14 protein-coding genes are annotated in these 18,246 nt (G+C 63.5%); 10 read left to right on the plus strand and 4 right to left on the minus strand.

The genetic code is table 11. From position 1 onward, the window contains the following. Positions 1-221 precede the first annotated feature (221 nt). From mprF to K5Q02_RS21635, 6 genes are all read left to right on the plus strand, one after another. On the plus strand, positions 222-2,852 hold the full coding sequence (gene mprF / locus K5Q02_RS21610; RefSeq protein ID WP_225834174.1) for a bifunctional lysylphosphatidylglycerol flippase/synthetase MprF: 2,631 nt from the start codon (positions 222-224) through the stop codon (positions 2,850-2,852). Next, positions 2,852-4,120: a virulence factor family protein gene (locus K5Q02_RS21615; protein ID WP_225834175.1), complete on the plus strand. Its 1,269-nt coding sequence runs from the start codon at positions 2,852-2,854 to the stop codon at positions 4,118-4,120. Before mprF ends, K5Q02_RS21615 begins: the two co-directional genes overlap by 1 nt. 139 nt (positions 4,121-4,259) lie before the next feature. Further along, complete coding sequence (rimO, locus tag K5Q02_RS21620) at positions 4,260-5,585, plus strand: 30S ribosomal protein S12 methylthiotransferase RimO (RefSeq protein ID WP_225834177.1); 1,326 nt, start codon at positions 4,260-4,262, stop codon at positions 5,583-5,585. Between the two features lie 108 nt (positions 5,586-5,693). Further along, entirely contained in the window at positions 5,694-5,855 is a 162-nt protein-coding gene (locus K5Q02_RS21625; RefSeq protein WP_225834186.1) for a DUF2986 domain-containing protein, read from the plus strand. A gap of 89 nt (positions 5,856-5,944) precedes the next feature. Then, on the plus strand, positions 5,945-6,532 hold the full coding sequence (locus tag K5Q02_RS21630) for a hypothetical protein (RefSeq protein WP_225834188.1): 588 nt from the start codon (positions 5,945-5,947) through the stop codon (positions 6,530-6,532). 210 nt (positions 6,533-6,742) lie between these two features. Next, positions 6,743-8,707, plus strand: a complete 1,965-nt coding sequence (locus K5Q02_RS21635; RefSeq protein ID WP_225834189.1) for a TonB-dependent receptor domain-containing protein — start codon at positions 6,743-6,745, stop codon at positions 8,705-8,707. A 317-nt stretch (positions 8,708-9,024) separates the two neighbouring features. Here K5Q02_RS21635 and K5Q02_RS21640 read toward each other — a convergent pair whose 3' ends face one another. After that, positions 9,025-10,362 (minus strand): NTP/NDP exchange transporter, encoded by a 1,338-nt coding sequence (locus tag K5Q02_RS21640; RefSeq protein WP_225834191.1) that lies wholly within the window; start codon positions 10,360-10,362, stop codon positions 9,025-9,027. A 22-nt stretch (positions 10,363-10,384) separates the two neighbouring features. Next, positions 10,385-11,341: an SDR family oxidoreductase gene (locus tag K5Q02_RS21645; protein WP_225839815.1), complete on the minus strand. Its 957-nt coding sequence runs from the start codon at positions 11,339-11,341 to the stop codon at positions 10,385-10,387. A 255-nt stretch (positions 11,342-11,596) separates the two neighbouring features. Here K5Q02_RS21645 and K5Q02_RS21650 point away from each other — a divergent pair, with 255 nt between their 5' ends. Continuing rightward, a complete protein-coding gene (locus K5Q02_RS21650; RefSeq protein WP_225834193.1) occupies positions 11,597-12,493 on the plus strand; it encodes a LysR family transcriptional regulator in 897 nt (298 codons plus the stop codon). Positions 12,494-12,814: 321 nt separating this feature from the next. Here the strand turns inward: K5Q02_RS21650 and K5Q02_RS21655 are convergent, their stop codons facing one another. Then, the gene (locus K5Q02_RS21655; RefSeq protein WP_225839817.1) at positions 12,815-14,140 is read right to left on the minus strand and encodes a sensor histidine kinase; all 1,326 of its coding nucleotides are present in this window, start codon (positions 14,138-14,140) and stop codon (positions 12,815-12,817) included. Positions 14,141-14,169: 29 nt separating this feature from the next. After that, a complete protein-coding gene (locus K5Q02_RS21660; protein ID WP_225834195.1) occupies positions 14,170-14,922 on the minus strand; it encodes a response regulator transcription factor in 753 nt (250 codons plus the stop codon). 183 nt (positions 14,923-15,105) lie between these two features. Here K5Q02_RS21660 and xseA point away from each other — a divergent pair, with 183 nt between their 5' ends. The 3 genes from xseA to K5Q02_RS21675 all read left to right on the plus strand — a co-directional run bounded on the left by xseA (position 15,106) and on the right by K5Q02_RS21675 (position 18,230). Further along, positions 15,106-16,485: an exodeoxyribonuclease VII large subunit gene (gene xseA, locus K5Q02_RS21665; RefSeq protein ID WP_225834197.1), complete on the plus strand. Its 1,380-nt coding sequence runs from the start codon at positions 15,106-15,108 to the stop codon at positions 16,483-16,485. Positions 16,486-16,639: 154 nt separating this feature from the next. Beyond that, a complete protein-coding gene (locus tag K5Q02_RS21670) occupies positions 16,640-17,461 on the plus strand; it encodes a M23 family metallopeptidase (protein ID WP_225834199.1) in 822 nt (273 codons plus the stop codon). A 100-nt stretch (positions 17,462-17,561) separates the two neighbouring features. Then, positions 17,562-18,230 carry a glutathione S-transferase gene (locus K5Q02_RS21675; RefSeq protein ID WP_225834201.1) on the plus strand — a complete coding sequence of 223 codons (669 nt, stop codon included), beginning with the start codon at positions 17,562-17,564 and terminating at the stop codon, positions 18,228-18,230. The last annotated feature ends 16 nt before the right edge of the window (positions 18,231-18,246 follow it).

Here is an 18,246-nt window from a genome sequence, read left to right on the forward strand (position 1 = left end):
CAGCCTAGCTGTCGGGGCTTTTGTTTTATGGGCGCCTGAAAAGCCCCGCCCTCCTCCTGCACAACCCTATCTGAAGCACTATCCTCTTCTGCAGATAAATCTTTCACGGCGTCAGGCATGGACACCTTGAAGCGGCACGCCTGTACCCATACATTATTTGTCACACAAAGAAACTTGGCTTCCGCCTTTCAATCTGAGCCGCACTACCCAAGAGGTATCCGATGCGCGCCAGCTCCGACGCTACTGCCCCGCCTTCTCTGCCCAAATCTCAACTCCTGCTCTGGCGCCAACGCCTGGATCGATACCGCCAGCCGCTGGGGCTGAGTGCCGCGCTGCTGCTGTTCGTGGTCGCGCTACTCGCCTGCCGGCATCTGCTCAATGAGCTCGACCCCAGCGCTCTGCACCAATCCATCCTGGCTGTGCCGGCCGTAAACCTGTTCGGCGCCATTGGCTTGACCGTTCTGGGTTTCATCGCCCTGCTCGGTTATGAATGGTCAGCCAGCCGCTATGCAGCCGTCAGCCTGCCTGCTCGCACACTGGCTACCGGTGGCTTCTGCGCGTTCGCCATCGGCAATGCGGTCGGCCTGTCGATGCTTTCCGGTGGCTCGATTCGCTATCGTCTGTATGCCCGCCACGGCATCGGCGCTGGCGATGTGGCGCGCATGACGGTATTCGCCAGCCTGTCACTCGGCTGCGCGCTACCCCTGCTGGCAGCCCTTGCGGCCCTGGCTGATCCTGGCGCAGCGGCCGCCGCCCTGCACCTACCAACCCCGGTATTGATCGGCCTCTGCCTGGTACTTCTGGCCCTCGGCGCATCGCTGCTTCTGGCTCTGCATCGCGCTCGCCTGGCGGAAAGACCAGCCCCGGACTGCGTGACCGTGCGCCTGCACAGGCACCTGCTGCGCCTGCCCGACACACGCCTGACCCTGCTTCAGGTACTGATCACCCTTATAGATGTCAGCGCCGCTGCGGGTGTGCTGTATCTGCTGCTGCCCGAAGCGCCGCCCTTCACTACCTTTCTGCTCGTCTACCTGCTGGCTCTGGCCGCTGGCGTCCTCAGCCACGTACCCGGCGGTGTGGGCGTGTTCGAGGCGGTGCTGCTGGCGGCTTTCGCCAACGAGCTCGGCGCCGCTCCATTGGCTGCGGCGCTGCTGCTGTATCGCCTCATCTATATCGTGCTGCCGTTGCTGGTGGCGTGCCTGCTGCTGCTGGCCATGGAGCTGCGCCGCCTGGTCGATGCGCGCCAGGCGATTCGTGCCGCCAGCGGTCTTGCCGCTCCAGTCCTGGCGCTGCTGGTATTCATCTCGGGGATGGTGCTGCTGTTCTCTGGCGCGACGCCGAGCCTGGATGAACGCCTGGAGATTCTCGACTTCCTCATCCCCCACCGGCTGATCGATGCCTCGCACTTCGGCGCCAGCTTGATCGGCCTGCTCTGCCTGCTGCTGGCCCAGGGGCTGCGGCGGCGTCTATCTGCGGCCTGGGCGATGACCCTCGGGCTGTTGATCACCGGCGCGGTGCTGTCGCTGCTCAAGGGCTTCGACTGGGAGGAAGCGTTGCTGCTGAGCATCACCGCTGGCCTGCTGGCCTTGTTCCGCCCCTACTTCTATCGCCCCAGCCGCATCATGGAACTGCCCTTCTCGCCCTGGCACCTGGCGGCCAGTGCCTGCGTGCTCGGCGCCTCCATCTGGCTGCTGTTCTTCGCCTATCAGGACGTGCCCTACGAACACCAGCTGTGGTGGCAGTTCGCGGTCAACGCTGACGCACCACGTGGCCTGCGTGCAGCGCTCGGCTGTGTGTTGCTGCTCGGCGTGGTGTTCCTCGCCTGGCTGCTGCGCGCCGCACCACCGGCCATCACTCTGCCGAGCAGCGAAGAGCTGGATCGCGCAGCGCAGATCGTCAAGGCCTCTGGCCAAGCCGATGGCGGCTTGGCGCTGACCGGCGACAAGGCCCTGCTGGTACATACGCAAGGCGACGCCTTTCTGATGTACTCGCGCCGCGCCCGCAGCATGGTCGCCCTATTCGATCCGATCGGTACGGCGCAGCGACGTGCCGAGCTGGTCTGGCAGTTCCGCGACCTGTGCGACCGCCATCACACCCGCCCGGTGTTTTACCAGGTGCGCGCCGAGAACCTGCCGCTGTACATGGACATCGGTCTGACCGCCATCAAGCTGGGTGAAGAAGCCCGAGTCGACCTGAATCGCTTCGACCTGGAAAGCACCGGCAAGACCATGAAAGATCTGCGCTACACCTGGAACCGCGGGCAGCGCGATGGTCTGGTGCTGGAATTCTTCGAGCCGGGCCAAGCACCTCTCGACGAACTGCGCGGCATCTCGGATGCCTGGTTGAACGGCAAGCAAATGCGCGAGAAAGGCTTTTCCCTCGGCCGTTTCGACCCAGCCTACCTGCGCCACTTCCGCATCGTCGTCGCGCGAGTCGAAGGCCGCGCCGTGGCCTTCGCCAATCTGCTGGAGACCGACAGCCGCGACCTCGCCACTCTCGATCTCATGCGCGTGCTGCCGGATGCGCCAAAGCTGACCATGGAATTTCTTATGCTCGGTCTGATCCTGCATTTCAAAGCGGCCGGCTTCGCCCGCTTCAGCCTCGGTATGGTGCCGCTTTCCGGGCTGCAGCCACGTCGCGGTGCGCCGCTGGCACAGCGTCTTGGCGCTCTGGTGTTCCAGCGCGGTGAGGCGTTCTACAACTTCCAGGGCCTGCGCCGCTTCAAGGACAAGTTCCAGCCGGACTGGGAACCCCGCTACATGGCCGTACCTGCCGGGCTCGACCCGCTGGTGGCGCTGACCGATACCGCCGCGCTGATCGCCGGTGGTTTTACCGGACTGGTGAAACGTTGATGACCCGTACTGCCAAACGCCTGATACCGATACTGATCCTCCTGCTCTTGCTGGTCGCTGGCGGCCTCTACTACTGGCTGCGGCCGCCCGCCGAAGCCAGCCTGGCACGCCAACCACTGGCCTCCGGCGGCGATCTGGTGCTCGCCACGCCGGGTGATAGGGTGCAACGTCGCGTGCTCCTGGCCCTGCCCACCGACCAGCAACTCAGCGATGCCGAGCTGTTGGAGCTCGCGCAATCCAATCACGCCATGATCGGTCAGTACCAGGCCACCCAGCAGAGCTGTGAGGCACAGGCCAAACGTCTGCAAGAAGCCACTGCACAGATGGACGGCCCAGTGAACCTGTTCGCTGGCAGCGACAACGCCGCCATGCTCGCCTGGCGCTGGCTTGCCGCCCAGACCGACGACAAGGCTCAGGCCCTGTCAGTCGGCTTCTCGCTCTCCAAGCCCGATTGCGACACACCTCCCCCGGCCAGCAGTGCCCACGGCCACTGGCTGGCCGTGTGGAACGACAACCCGGATGACGCCAGCGCCCGCTTCGTACGCCAGCAGAGCAATGCCGAAACCCTGATCGGCGACTACCAGACCGCGCCCAAGGCGTTGCTCACGGCGCAACTGCGTCGCCTGCTGCAAGGCGCCAGCGATGCCCTGCCGGTGGTCGAAGTGCCGGCAACCCTGCCCGGCGATACCGTAAGCCTGTTCTACTCCGGTGATGGCGGCTGGCGTGACCTGGACAAAGCAGTCGCCGAACAGATGGCTGAGCGTGGCTACCCGGTGGTCGGCGTCGACACCCTGCGCTATTTCTGGCAGCGCAAGAGCCCCGAACAAGCCGCCAGCGACCTCTCTGAATTGATGCGCGAGTACCGGGAAAAATGGCACGCCAAACGCTTCGTGCTGATCGGCTACTCCTTCGGCGCTGACGTGATGCCAGCGCTCTACAACCGTCTGCCGGACAGCGACAAGAGCCAGGTCGACGCCGTTCTGCTGCTAGCCCTGGCGCGCAGCGGTGCTTTCGAAATTCGCGTTCAGGGCTGGCTCGGCAAAGACGCCAGCGAAGCGGCCACCGGGCCGGAGCTGGCCAAGCTACCGGCGGAAAAGGTGCTTTGCGTCTACGGCACAGAAGAAGCGCCCGAGAGCGGCTGCACTCAACCCGACGCCGTCGGCGAGAACCTGCAGCTGCCCGGTGGCCACCACTATGACAAGGATTACCCGGCGCTGGCCCAGCGGCTTATCACGGCAATCCAAAAACGCCAGGGCGGCACTCACTGACTGCGGCCAAACGAATAGCGGCACGCGCACGCAATCGACGTACGACGCTGGTGTTAGCGCAGCCATGCCGCTAGAATTGCGCACTTTTTGATCAGAGGCGCCCCAGCGCCCGCATCACCCCAGCCTGAGGTTCGCCCGCATGACCACCACCGCCACGCCGAAAGTCGGCTTCGTTTCGCTCGGCTGCCCGAAAGCACTCGTCGATTCCGAGCGCATTCTCACCCAGCTGCGCATGGAAGGTTATGAAGTCGTGCCGACCTACCAGGACGCCGACGTGGTGGTGGTCAACACCTGCGGCTTCATCGACAGCGCCAAGGCCGAGTCGCTGGAAGTGATCGGTGAAGCGATCAAGGAAAATGGCAAGGTCATCGTCACCGGCTGCATGGGCGTAGAAGAAGGCGCGATCCGTAAAGTGCACCCCAGCGTGCTGTCGGTCACCGGCCCGCAGCAATACGAGCAGGTGGTCAACGCCGTTCATGACGTGGTGCCGCCACGCCAGGATCACAACCCATTGATCGACCTGATCCCACCGCAAGGCGTAAAACTCACCCCGCGCCATTACGCCTACCTGAAGATTTCCGAAGGGTGTAACCACAGTTGCAGCTTCTGCATCATCCCGTCGATGCGCGGCAAGCTGGTCAGCCGCCCGGTAGGCGACGTGCTGGGCGAGGCCGAGCGCCTGGTCAAGGCCGGCGTCAAGGAGTTGCTGGTGATCAGCCAGGACACCAGCGCCTACGGCGTCGACCTCAAGTACAAGACCGATTTCTGGAACGGCCAGCCGGTGAAGACGCGCATGAAAGAGCTCTGCGAAGCGCTCTCCAGCATGGGCGTGTGGGTGCGCCTGCACTACGTGTACCCGTACCCCAATGTCGACGACATCATCCCGCTGATGGCCGCCGGCAAGATCCTGCCGTACCTGGACATCCCCTTCCAGCACGCCAGCCCGCGCGTACTCAAACTGATGAAGCGCCCGGCCTTCGAAGACCGCACCCTGGCGCGCATCAAGTCGTGGCGCGAGCAGTGCCCGGATCTGACCATCCGTTCGACCTTCATCGTCGGCTTCCCCGGCGAAACCGAAGAAGACTTCCAGTACCTGCTCGACTGGCTGACCGAAGCCCAGCTCGACCGCGTCGGCTGCTTCCAGTACTCGCCGGTAGAAGGCGCGCCGGCCAACGATCTGGATGTGGATATCGTCCCGGATGACGTCAAACAGGATCGCTGGGATCGCTTCATGGCCCACCAACAGGCCATCAGCACTGCACGCCTGCAGATGAAGACCGGCCGCGAAATGGACGTGCTGATCGACGAAGTCGACGACCAAGGCGCCGTAGCCCGCTCCTGCGCCGATGCCCCGGAAATCGACGGCAGCGTCTTCATCGAAGGCACCGACTTCCAGCCGGGCGACAAGGTGCGCGTGCGTATCGTCGACGCCGATGAATACGATATGTGGGCTGAGCGGGTTTAACCCCTACCCTCACGACAAACGCCCATTGGGTCGGGAATGACGCACAGCGTCAGCCTGGTTCAATGGGCGTTTTTGTATCAGGCCCTCTGGCCTTAAAGCAGGTAGACCATGAATCGCCGCAAGAAGATAAAGCAGCTGTTAGAGGCCCACGCCAAAAAGGCCAATGCCAAACTGGCGCCTAAGAACAAGCCTAAATACATCTGCAAAGCCGACAGGCTGAAGCTGGCCAATGAGGCGACTGAGGCACCTGCCGTTTTGCCTGAGAGCTGAGTACTCACTGGCGCCTGTGGCTAATACGCCATACTGCTTTTTGGCGCGGGCTAAAGTGCCTCAACCAAACGTCGGCCGCAGAGGTAGTCATGTGCAAACCATGGAAGATCAGCACTGTTTATGCGCTTTGTTTTTTGCTCAGTGCCTGCATCGGTTCAACACCGCCTCAACCCTGGTTCGAGGGCGAGGCCGCATGGCCGAGTATTCACAGGTTTGAAGTGACTACTGACGGAAAACCACAGCCCTTCGAAATCGCCACGAAAATCCACTATGTAGACACGTCCAGCACCTGGATCTACCTGTATGTGAATGACTTCAAAAGAGGCTCAGCCCCAATAAGTTATTCGGCCAAAGGTGCCTACATAGCAAAGGAAAACGGCGAACGCATCACGCCAACGCTTTATATCACCAGCCCAAATGCAGAAAACATATCGCCGGGCCTGCCGTGGGCAGGGAAAATCCCTGATATCGCCGTACGCGAAGCAGCAGTCAATCCCAACGATAGCGGCGGAGTGCATGGCGGCGTTGATGTGCGTTTCGAGACATCGCCACCAGAGGCTGGATCACGCTGGACCTTGCACTTGGGCAAAGTGACCATCGGCGATACAGACGTCGAAATCCCGGAGCGAACGATAATAGTTAGAGCCAGGCAGTGGTACACGGTGCCCGTGCAGTGACTAAATAGCCCGAACACGTAGGGTGGATCGGGGCGCGTAGCCAACGCGAAGCTTGTCCACCTCTCTTGTACGCGCCTCTAACTGCTTTATCAGCACAATTACCCCACCCAAGTTCCCACCCCAGGCCAGCTCGCTGTCACACTTTGTCCAACCTTTACGCCCATGGATGCATACGATTCGCGCCTGCAAACGATTCGTAAGGAATATTCCATGCACGCGCCCTTCCCTCGCCGCCGTATCGGCACCCTGATTCGCCTGGCGACTTTCTGCCTGGCCACTGGCAGCACCTTCGCCTATGCCGACACCGTCGAGCTGGACGACATGGTGGTGACCGCCTCCGGTTTTGCCCAGAATCTTGAAGACGCCCCGGCGTCGGTCACCGTGATCAGCGGTGATGATCTGCGCAAGCGCTCGGTGCAGAACCTGGGTGATGCGGTGCGTGATGTGGAAGGTGTAGTGGTCAACGGCGGCGCCAACGAGACCGATATCCAGATCCGCGGCATGCCTGGCGACTACACGCTGATTCTGGTAGACGGCAAACGCCAGAGCGGGCGCGATTCGCGGGTCAATGGCAACCGTGGTTATGAGCAAAGCTTCGTGCCGCCGACGGCAGCCATCGAGCGTATCGAGGTGGTGCGCGGGCCGATGTCATCGCTGTACGGTTCGGATGCCATCGGTGGGGTGATCAACATCATCACCCGCAAGGTATCGCCCGAGTGGGGCGGCAACATTTCCTACGATTACTCGGCGCGCCCGAATAGCGATCAGGGCAATGCCCGCAACACCCAGTTCTATCTCAATGGCCCGCTGATCAACGAAGTGCTCGGCCTGCAGGTATGGGGCAGCTACCTCGACCGCCAGGCCGATGACGACGTCGAAGCCAACGAAGGCTTCGCCAAGTCCGACAACAAGAGCCTGACCGCTCGACTGGCCCTTACGCCGACCGAGAATCATGACTTCCTGCTCGAAGCGGGCGCCTCGCGCCTGAAGAACGGCGATGGTCTCAGCGCCAACTGGTCGACCCGCGAACAGAAGAACAACCGTGATCACTGGTCGCTGACCCACGACGGCCGCTGGGGCTGGGCGGATTCGACGCTGTCTTTCGCCGAAGAAACCACCAGCCGCGAGGGCAAGGCGACACCGGCGCAGACCGATGTGTTCGGGCGCAAGCCGGAGATCCGCAACCGCGTGCTGGACGGCAAACTGGTGATCCCCACCGACTACCACGTCACCACCACCGGCGTGCAGTGGAACGAAGCCACGCTGACCGACTGGAACCAGGCCAACCGCGGCACCTCCCGCGAGCGTGAGAACGAGGAATACTCGGTGGTGCAGAAGGCCCTGTTCGCCGAAGACGAGTGGTCGATCACCGACGACTTCGCCCTTACCACCGGCGTACGTCTGGATCATCACGAGCAGTACGGCAGCCACGTCAACCCGCGCGTCTACGGCGTCTGGCACCTGAATAACGAATGGACGCTGAAAGGCGGTGTGGCCCGCGGCTTCAAGGCGCCCGAACTGCGCGCGGTGATCGATGACTACGCCGTGGTGCGCCGCAACCGCTTCGTGCAGTTCGGTAACTCCAACCTCAAGCCCGAGAGCAGCACCAACTACGAGCTGAGCGCGATGTGGTCGAACCGTGACGACCTGTCGGCCGGTGCCACGCTGTTCTACAACGACTTCAAGGACAAGCTGTCCACCGTCACCACCGCCGAACAGTGGCAGGGCCTGACGGTGATGGAGCGAGTCAACGTGGACAAAGCGGTGATCCGCGGTCTGGAGTTGAGCGGCAGCTGGCAGGCACTGGCCAACGTGGCGATCAAAGGTAACTTCACCTATCTGGATTCCGAGCAGAAAAGCGGCGTCGACAAGGGCCGGCCGCTGTCGCTGACTCCCAAGCGCAAGGCGAGCCTGCGTGCCGACTGGGACATCAACGAACGAACCCTGGCCTGGGCTGCCACCAACTACAGCGGCGAGGAATATGGCGCCACGCTGACCGGCCAATCGTCCCGCGCCTACACCACTGCCGACATCGGTGGCTCGTACAAGCTGACGCAGAACCTGACGCTCAACTCGGCCATCTACAACCTGGGTAACAAACGCCTCAACGACGAGGACGACGGCACGGTCAATTATGGCCGTACCTACTGGCTGGGCGCGTCGCTGGACTTCTGATGCCCTGAGCGCTCCGCACCCGCTACTGCACCCGAGTCGGACGCGTAGAGTCCTGCAAGGGCATTCCCACGCGGAGCGTGAGGAACGATCAATGTGGTGGGCTAAAGCCCACCCTACTCCCCAGAAGCATGAACCGTAGGGTGGGGCTTTAGCCCACCAAAGCCATTCAACGCCGATGGTGGCTGGCTATTTGATCGTTCCCACGCTCCGCGTGGGAACGCAACGCAACCCCGGGCGCTCCGCGCCCGTTACCGCACCTGAGTCGGACGCAGCGCGTCCTGCAAAGTCATTCCCACGCAGAGCGTGAGGAACGATCACTAGTGACTGGCAAGCACCTCCCTCGTCCCCTCTTTCGCCTCCGGCGTGGCGCGCTTGCTCATCTCGTCGGCCTGCCTGCCCAGGTACCAGCCGAGTGCTCCCCAGACCAATGCGCAGAGCGCACCCACGATTGCCACCAGCACCGCACCCTGGCTGAGCATATCCAGGCCACTCTTCAACCAGCCACTGATCGCATCGCCGGCCCGGTAGACGACGGTGTCGATAAAGCCCTTCGCCTTGTATTTGCTCTCGGCATCCAGCGGCGCGAAGAGCATTTCCCGTCCAGGCCTGACGAAGGCGTACTCACCAATGCGTCTGACGATCATCAGCCCCGCCAGCATGGCGAACGTCGGCGCCAGGGCAAGCCCGATAAAGCCCACGCAGACCAATATCGGCACGATCGCCAACAACATGCGCACGCCCAGTTTCTGAGCGATGCGCCCGGTAATGAACAACTGCGACAGCAAGGCGCCGGCCTGCACGATCACATCGATGATGCCGAATACCCGGATCTGCGACTCGCGGTCAGGGAAGCGCTCAGCCACCAGGCGCGCCTGCTCGAAATACAAAAAGGTCGTCACGGTCGCGAGCAGCACCACGAATCCGGCAATCGCCAGCAGATAAGGCGATTGCAGCACCCGCGTCAGGCCGCTGAATGGATTGCCCGTCAGCGGCTTGCGGGTGCTCTCCGTAGGTGCCGCGCCCGGTCTGCCGGCGCCACCCACTTCCCGCCAGCGCATCAGCGGTGCCTTGAGCGCCAGCGCGGCGCCTAGCAGCATGGCCGCCAGTAGCATCAACCCGGACTCGCCGATAACGCCGACCAGCAGCGCACTCATGGCCGGCCCGACCAGGCCGCCAACACTGGCGCCAGCCGCGATGAACGCGAACAGTCGTTTGGCCTGCCGCCCGTCGAACACATCGGCCATCAGGCTCCAGGCTACCGAGACCACGAACAGGTTGTAGACCGAGATCCACACGTAGAACACCCTTGCCAGCCAGACGTTTTCATCACTGAGCTGAAACAGCCCGGCAAAGGCCAGCAGGTTCAGACAGAAGAACCCGTAGACCCAGTCGACGAAGTGGATACGCGGCACCCGGGAGCTGAGCCAGGCGAACGACGGCACCGCCACCAGCATGACCACGAAGGTGGCGGTGAACAGCCATTGCAGGTTCTCGATACCGGCCATGATGCCCATCGACTCGCGAATGGGCCGCAGCATGAAATAGCCGGAGAACAGGCAGAAAAACAGGGCGAACCCCGCAAGTGCGGGACTCAGTTCGTGGCGTTCGGCGTTGATGGCGACGCCGAAGCGCCGCACCAGATTTGCTGAAAACATGATCGGCGCTCCTGGCGTTGGTTCAGCGGTAGCTGACGCCGGTCAGTTGTTCAGCAACCTGCCACAGGCGAGCCGCTGCTTCGGCGTCCTTCGCCGCAGCTGGCACGGTAGCCAGCCCCAGCGGCCCGCGTTTCTCCTCCTCACCGATCGGCCCGTAGTAAGCGCCGGGCTGTGCGTCCGGCGCAGTGGCCGCATACAGGGTCGGTAATGCGCCTTGAGCAGCGGAGTGATAGCGCTCGCGATCCTTGGCCCATTCGCGCCCAAAATCGCTATCCAGGCCAGGCCCACGCTTGATCAGCTCGGTCACGGCAACACCCGGGTGCGCGGCGATGCTCTGGATGCCCCAACCTTGCGCCTCGCTGCGGCGTTGCAACTCGAAGGCCCACATCAGAACGGCCAGTTTGGACTGGGCATAGGATGAGTAAGGGTTGTAGGCCTGTTCGGACTGCAGGTCCGCGAAGTTGATGCTGCCGCGCCCGACCGCAATGCTGGACAGCGTAACGACACGAGGGGCGTCGCTCTTGCGCAACAGCGGTAGCACATGGCCAGTCAGGGCAAAATGCCCCAGATAGTTGGTGGCCAATTGCAGCTCGAAGCCATCTGCTGAAGTGGCTCGCTCTGGGGGCGCCATCACGGCCGCGTTGTTGATCAGCCCATCGAGGCGCGGCAAGGTTGCGTTGAGGCGTTCCCCGAGCGCCTTGACCGATGCCAGGTCGGCCAGATCGACCGCCTCAAACTGCACCTGGGCACCCCGAACTTCCTGCTTGATGCGGGCAATGGCTTCCTTGCCGCGCTCTGGGTTGCGTGCGGCAATCACCACCTCGGCGCCAGCCGCTGCCAGAGCCTTGGCATCTTCATAGCCCATGCCGCTGGTACCGCCGGTGACGAGGAAAATACGCCCGCTCTGCGAGGGCATGTCGGCCAGGCTCCACTCTGGTTTTGGCTGACTCTGGGCACTGGCAATGCCGGCTTCAAGCATGCAACTCAAGGCTAGGCCAATGGTCGCCAGGCCTTTGCGCCAGAGGGCGATTGGGGCGCTTATGGGATCCATCTGTAGGGTTGTGTTTGTCATTGTTCGATCCTCACGTTGGTAATGATCTGACGAGCCGCGACAAGGCGGTGCGTCGACGTGAGGCATTGTTCACCCTTGGATTACCGGCGATAAGCCGTATAAAAATGGACGCTATGTACGCCCAATCGTACAATCCTTTTTTATCCCCGGAGCAGCACAGCCATGCGCCAGCCCAACCTCACAGATGTCGCACTGTTTGCAGCCGTCGTGGAGGCCGGCGGCTTTCGGGTAGCGGCGCAAAAGCGTGGTATGTCGGCGTCATCGATCAGCGATTGCGTCCGCCGACTGGAAAGCGACCTGGGTGTGCGCTTGCTCAACCGCACCACGCGCAGCGTAGTTCCGACGGATGTGGGGGCTCGGCTGCTGGAGCGGCTGCGCCCTGCCCTCGACGAAATCGGCGCAGCCTTCAGCGACCTCGATGACGATGCGCTGCACCCGGTCGGTACGCTGCGCCTCAACGTCCCGGTGCCGATTGCCCGCTTCGTGCTGCCGCAGCTGATCCCCACCTTTCTTGAACGCTATCCCGGTGTGAGCGTGGAAGTGACGATGGACAACACCTTCATCGACGTCATCGCTGCCGGCTACGACGCGGGGGTGCGCTATGAGGAACGTGTCGCCAAGGACATGATCGCCGTGCCCATCGGACCAAGGCGGCAACGCTTCGTGGCGGCCGCATCGCCCGCTTACCTGCAAAAATACGGCACACCGCTGCACCCCAGAGACCTGCTCAACCACCGTTTGATCGGTCATCGTTTCGAGAGCGGCAAGCTGGGCGTGTGGGAGTTCGAAAAAGACGGTGCCGTCGTGCGTGTTCCGCCGCAAGGGCCGCTGCTCTCATCGTCCCAGGATCTTGAAGTGGGCGCCGCTATCGGTGGCGTGGGCATCATGTACACCTTCGAGGAATACCTCGGGCCACTGTTCGAGCAGGGAACGCTATTGCCGGTACTGGAAGACTGGTGGCAGGCATTCGATGGCCCCTACCTGTATTACAACGACCGCCGCCACGTGCCCTCGCCGCTCAGGGCATTTGTAGATTTTCTCAAGGCCGAAACAGTTTGATCGTTCCCACGCTCCGCGTGGGAATTCGGCCCTGGGCGCTCCGCGCCCGCCACTGCACCTGGGTCGGACACTGAGCGTCCTGCGCAGGCGTTCCCACGCGGAGCGTGAGGAACGACCCGAGGGTTGAGCACTTGGATTTGGTGGGCTGAAGCCCACCCTACGGGCGCACGTTTTGGATTGATCGTTCCCACGCTCCGCGTGGGCGTTCAGCCCTGGGCGCTCCGCGCCTGCTATTGCATCTGGGTCGGACACTGAGCGTCCTGCGGAGGCATCCCCACGCGGAGCGTGAGGAACGATCGGAGCACTGCCGGGCGGCGCAACTCAATGACCCTCCGCCGGTAGACGCACCACCGCGCACAGACCGGCGGGCGGGCGGTTTTCCAGGGTCAGTTCGCCACCGTGGGCCTGCACGCACGCGCGGGCGATGGCCAGACCGAGGCCCAGCCCCCTCGCGCTTTTCTCGGCATTGAGCTGCACGAACGGCTCGAACACCTGTTCCAGTCGCGCGGGATCGATACCCGGCCCGTGGTCGAGAATCTCCAGGCCTATCTCGCCCGCAGCCGTGCGCTCCAGGCTGATCACCGCATCGCCGCCGTGTTGCAGGGCGTTGTCGATCAGGTTGGTGAGCGCGCGCTTGAGCGCCAGCGGTCGGCAACGACAGAAAACCTCGGGCCCCGCCTGCCAACTGACCGGCTGACCCAGGGTGCGATAACGCCGCGCCAAGTCATCGAGCAACACGGTCAATGACAGGCGCACCGTAGGCTCCTGCACGGCATCGTCGCGGATGAAGTCCAAGGTCTCGGCGACCATCGCACGCAGCTCGTCGAGGCTGTCGAGCAAGTCCTCGCGCAAGGGGCCGTCATCGAGCAACTCGAGCTGCAGGCGCAGCTCGGTCAAGGGCGTGTTGAGGTCATGGCTGAGCGCCGCGAGCATCCGCGTACGCCCTTCCACGTGCCGCGCCAGCCGCTCCTGCATCAGGTTGAAGGCCTGGCTCAGCTCCTGAGCCTCGCGCGGGCCGAACAGCGACAGCGGTGCGATGCGCTCACCCCGGCTGATGCGCTCGGTGGCCGCGGCCAGCGTCCTGAACGGGCGCACCACTCGGGCCATGAAGAACAGCAGGATCAACAGAATCGGCACGATGCTCACCGGCAAGGCGTACGCCAGCAGGCGGCTCCATTCATAGGCGCCGGATGGATGCTGCAACGCATTGAGGTACTGCCCCGACGGCAGCCTGATACTGCTGCGCAGGCGCAACGGCTCCCAGCCGGCGGGGCTCAGCACATCTTCGCGAGCGGGCCCGCCGCCGATGCGTTCGAGCTGCATGTGGATCAGGTCTGCAGGAGCCTGCAGCTCATTGGCCAACTCGGCGGTCAGGCGTAACTCTTCCGGGTGCATCTCGAAGCCCGGAACATCCGCCTCGGCGGCGATCCAGAAACGCGCCTCGACGCCGCCCATCGATATCAACAGGCGCTCGCCATCGCCGTGATTCAATTCCACGGCCGCGTGGTAAGCGGTACCCAGACGCTCCAGTACTTGGGCACGGGACAGCGGATGCACCAGCGCGCCGGTGCGCTGCAGCAGCAGGACGGCAATAGCATGGGATGCCAGCAACGCGACGATCAGCAACACCGCCAACTGATGAACCAGCCGCTGCGGCCACAGGCGCGCCAGCAACCTCATGAGCGCGTCACCTCCGCGACCAACATGTAACCGCCGCCCCACACGGTGCGCAGCAGGTCGTCACAGCCGGCGCTGTCGGTCAGCTTGCGGCGCAGGCGGCTGACCTGGCGGTCGATGGTGCGATCGAACACATCGCTGTCCGGGCGAGCCGTCAGGTCGATCAGCCGGGCGCGATCCAGTACCTGGTTGGGGTGGTCGAGAAAAACCTGCAGCAAGCGCCCTTCCGCCGTGCTCAGACGGGTCGCCTGCCCATTGCTGTCACTCAGGCTGCCACTGCCGCTGGAGAAGGCCAGGCCGGCGAACTGGTAATGGCGCACCAGCGGCTGCGGCGCCGATTCGACCGGCGCAGGCTCGGCGCTGACCGCGCCGCGCCGGCGCAGCACGCTGTTGATGCGTGCCACCAGCTCCCGTGGTTCGAAGGGCTTGGTCAGGTAATCATCGGCGCCCAGATCCAGCCCACGGATGCGGTCGCTGATGGTATCGCGAGCGGTCAGCAGAATCACCGGCACGCCATTGCGCCGGTGCAAACGGCTGCATAGCTCGAAGCCATCGCCGTCAGGGAGCATCACATCCAACACCACCACGTCGAACGGCTGACCGTCGAGCAACTGCCACATGCCCTCGGCGCTTTCCGCGGTACGCACATCGAACGCGTGCTTGCGCAGATAAACGGCCAGCGGCTCGCGAATCTTGCGATGGTCGTCGACCACCAGAACGCGCGGTGCAGAGAGCGGAGCAGTCGGATTCATGGTGGCTCGGGGCAGTCGCAGCCTGGGTGATCTGGGCTGCCTATGCAGAGGATTATCATTTGCATGCCGATGATACGCCAGAGCCCGCTGCAACTGCAGCGGCGTCGCGTCGCAGGCAACGTATCTGCTTCATTTGATGACGCACGGTTTCGGCCACACGCGCCTCGGCTTATGATGCCGCCCATGATCAAAGACCCGTTCCAACGCCTGAACCTCGACCGCGAGGTACTCAGCGTCAGCCAGCTAAACAACCGCGCACGCCTGCTGCTCGAAGATGTCTTCGGTGGCATCTGGGTCGAGGGAGAAATTTCCAACCTCGCACGGCCGGCCTCCGGGCATATCTATTTCACCCTCAAGGACAGCCAGGCCCAGGTGCGCTGTGCGCTGTTCCGACAGAACGCTGCGCGGGTACGCCAGGCACTGCGTGACGGCCTGGCGGTCAAGGTGTGCGGCAAGGTTTCGCTGTTCGAGGGCCGTGGCGACTATCAGCTGATTCTCGACTCCGTGGAGCCGGCCGGTGACGGTGCCCTGCGCCTGGCCTTCGAGGCCTTGAAGGAGAAGCTAGGCGCCGAAGGGCTGTTCGCCGCCGAGCGCAAAAGCCCCCTGCCCGCTCACCCCCGGCGCATCGGCATCATCAGCTCGCCCACCGGCGCAGTGATCCGCGACATCATCAGCGTGTTTCGCCGCCGTGCACCGCAGGTCGAACTGAGTCTGATCCCTACCGCTGTGCAGGGCCGCGAGGCCACGGCGCAGATCGTCCGCGCCTTGAAGCTGGCGGATGCCCAGGGCTTCGATGCGCTGATCCTCGCTCGTGGCGGTGGCTCGCTGGAGGATCTCTGGTGCTTCAACGAAGAGGCCGTGGCACGTGCCGTGGATGCCTGCGTCACGCCCATCGTCAGCGCGGTCGGTCATGAAACCGATGTATCGATCAGCGATTTCGTCGCGGACGTACGCGCCCCTACGCCGTCAGCCGCGGCCGAGCTGCTGGCGCCCCATAGCGATGATCTGGTGCAGCGGGTCACGGTGCTGCAACGCCGTCTCACCCTGGCCATCAATGGCCGCCTGGCCCGTGAACGCATGCGCCTCGAGGGCCTTACCCGGCGTATGCGACACCCCGGCGAGCGGCTGCGGCAACAGGCCCAGCGCCTCGACGATCTCGACATGCGCCTGCGCCGCGCCTATGTGCAGCAGGTCAATGGGCGCGCACACAAGCTCGCGCAGCTGCAGGCTCGCCTGGCCGGGCAGCATCCGGGGCGTCACCTCAAGCTGCTGCGCCAGCGCCTCGACAGCCTCGCCGAGCGTCTGCCAAGGGCCATGAAAGAAGGGCTCAAGGCGCGCCGCCTGCTGCTGCAGAGCCAGATGCAGACGCTGCACGTGGTCAGCCCCCTGGCAACCCTTGGGCGCGGTTACAGCATCCTGCTCGACGACCGTGGCCGGGCTATCCGCAGCGCCGCCGCCACCCAACCAGGGCAACGCCTCAAGGCGCGCCTGGGCGAAGGCGAGCTGGATGTACGCGTCGAAGACAACCACGTTGCACCGGTAACACTTTCGCTGTTGGATTGAGAATCATGGCCACGCTCGCATCGCCCGCAAGCGGGCTCCTACAGAACTCACGCCCCCATATAGGAGCCGCGCTCTTCCCGACGATTAGTGGCCCGCAGAATGTCCACCGTCTCCCTGAGAGAGCCGCTCTAAAGCCTCGATAAAAGGAAAATCAATGCGCTCCCTGCTGTTGCTGCTCACCCTCTGCCTCGCCCTGCCCGCTCACGCCGAAGGCTTCATCAGCCGCCTGTTGAACAAGCCGGTGCCCGGTGGCGTTGCCGTGGTCGACCTCGGCGCCTCGGCCAGTGCGCCCAGCGCTACCTACCAGGGCAAACCGGTGCTGGTGGTACACGAAGATCAGCAGCGCTGGATCGCCATCGTCGGGATACCACTGAGCGTCAAACCCGGCACCCAGCAGATCGAATCGGGCGGCCAGCGCATGAGTTTTCAGGTAGGCAGCAAGACCTACGTCGAGCAGCGCATCACCATCAAGAACCAGCAGCAGGTCAATCCCAACGCCAAGAACCTCGCGCGCATCGAGCGGGAACTGGCCGAACAGACCCGCGCCTACCAGCAGTTCAGCCCCCGGCAACCGAGCAACCTGATGTTCGACAAGCCGGTCAACGGCCCGCTGTCGAGCCCCTTCGGGCTGCGCCGCTTCTTCAATGGCGAGGAACGCAACCCGCACTCCGGGCTGGATTTCGCCGCCAATCGCGGTACGCCGATCAAGGCACCGGCGGCCGGCAAGGTAATCCTGGTGGGCGACTACTTCTTCAACGGCAAGACCGTTTTCGTCGACCACGGCCAGGGCCTGATCAGCATGTTCTGTCACCTGTCGGAGATCGGCGTGAAGGTCGGCGACGAGCTGCCGCGCGGCGGCGTGCTTGGCAAGGTCGGTGCTACGGGCCGCGCGACCGGGCCGCACCTGCACTGGAACGTCAGCCTCAACGACGCACGGGTCGACCCGGCGATCTTCATTGGCGCTTTCAAGCCTTAACCCGCGCGGGGCGTTGGCGTGTAGAGTGACGACTACTCGCTGATCGCCTGCATGCAGCGCTGCAGATGGCTATCGGCGTCCTCACCGACCGGGAGCCATGATGATCACCGTCCATCACCTGAACAACTCGCGCTCGCAGCGCATCCTCTGGCTGCTCGAAGAACTGGGCGTGGAGTACCAGATCCAGCGTTACGAGCGCGACCCGAAGACCATGCTCGCCCCGCCGGAATTGCGCGCCGTGCATCCGCTGGGCAAGTCGCCGGTGATTACCGACGGTGACCTAACGGTGGCCGAGTCCGGCGCCATCATCGACTACCTTGCCAACCGCTATGGCCCGGCCCTGCTGCCGCCCGCAGACAGCCCCGAGCGCCTGCGCTGCAACTACTGGCTGCATTACGCGGAAGGCTCGGCGATGCCACCGCTGCTGCTCAAGCTGGTGTTCGACAAGGTGGAAAGCAGCCCGATGCCCTTCTTCGTCAAACCCATCGCCCGCGGCATTGCACAGAAGGTCAAGAAGGCATTTGTGACCCCACAACTGCAGCTGCATCTGGACTATCTGGAAGGCGAGCTGGGCAAGAGCACCTGGTTCGCCGGTGAGCAATTCAGCGTTGCCGATATTCAGATGAGCTTCCCACTGGAGGCAGCCACTTCGCGAGGCGGTCTGGATGCCAGCCGCCCTCGGCTGAAGGCCTTCCTGGAACGTATCCATGCCCGCCCCGCCTACCAGCGCGCCCTGGAAAGAGGTGGGGAATACGCCTACGCCAATTGAGGCGCTGACCAGGGCG

Origin of the sequence: Pseudomonas sp. MM211 (assembly GCF_020386635.1) — a bacterium.
GTDB lineage: Bacteria > Pseudomonadota > Gammaproteobacteria > Pseudomonadales > Pseudomonadaceae > Aquipseudomonas.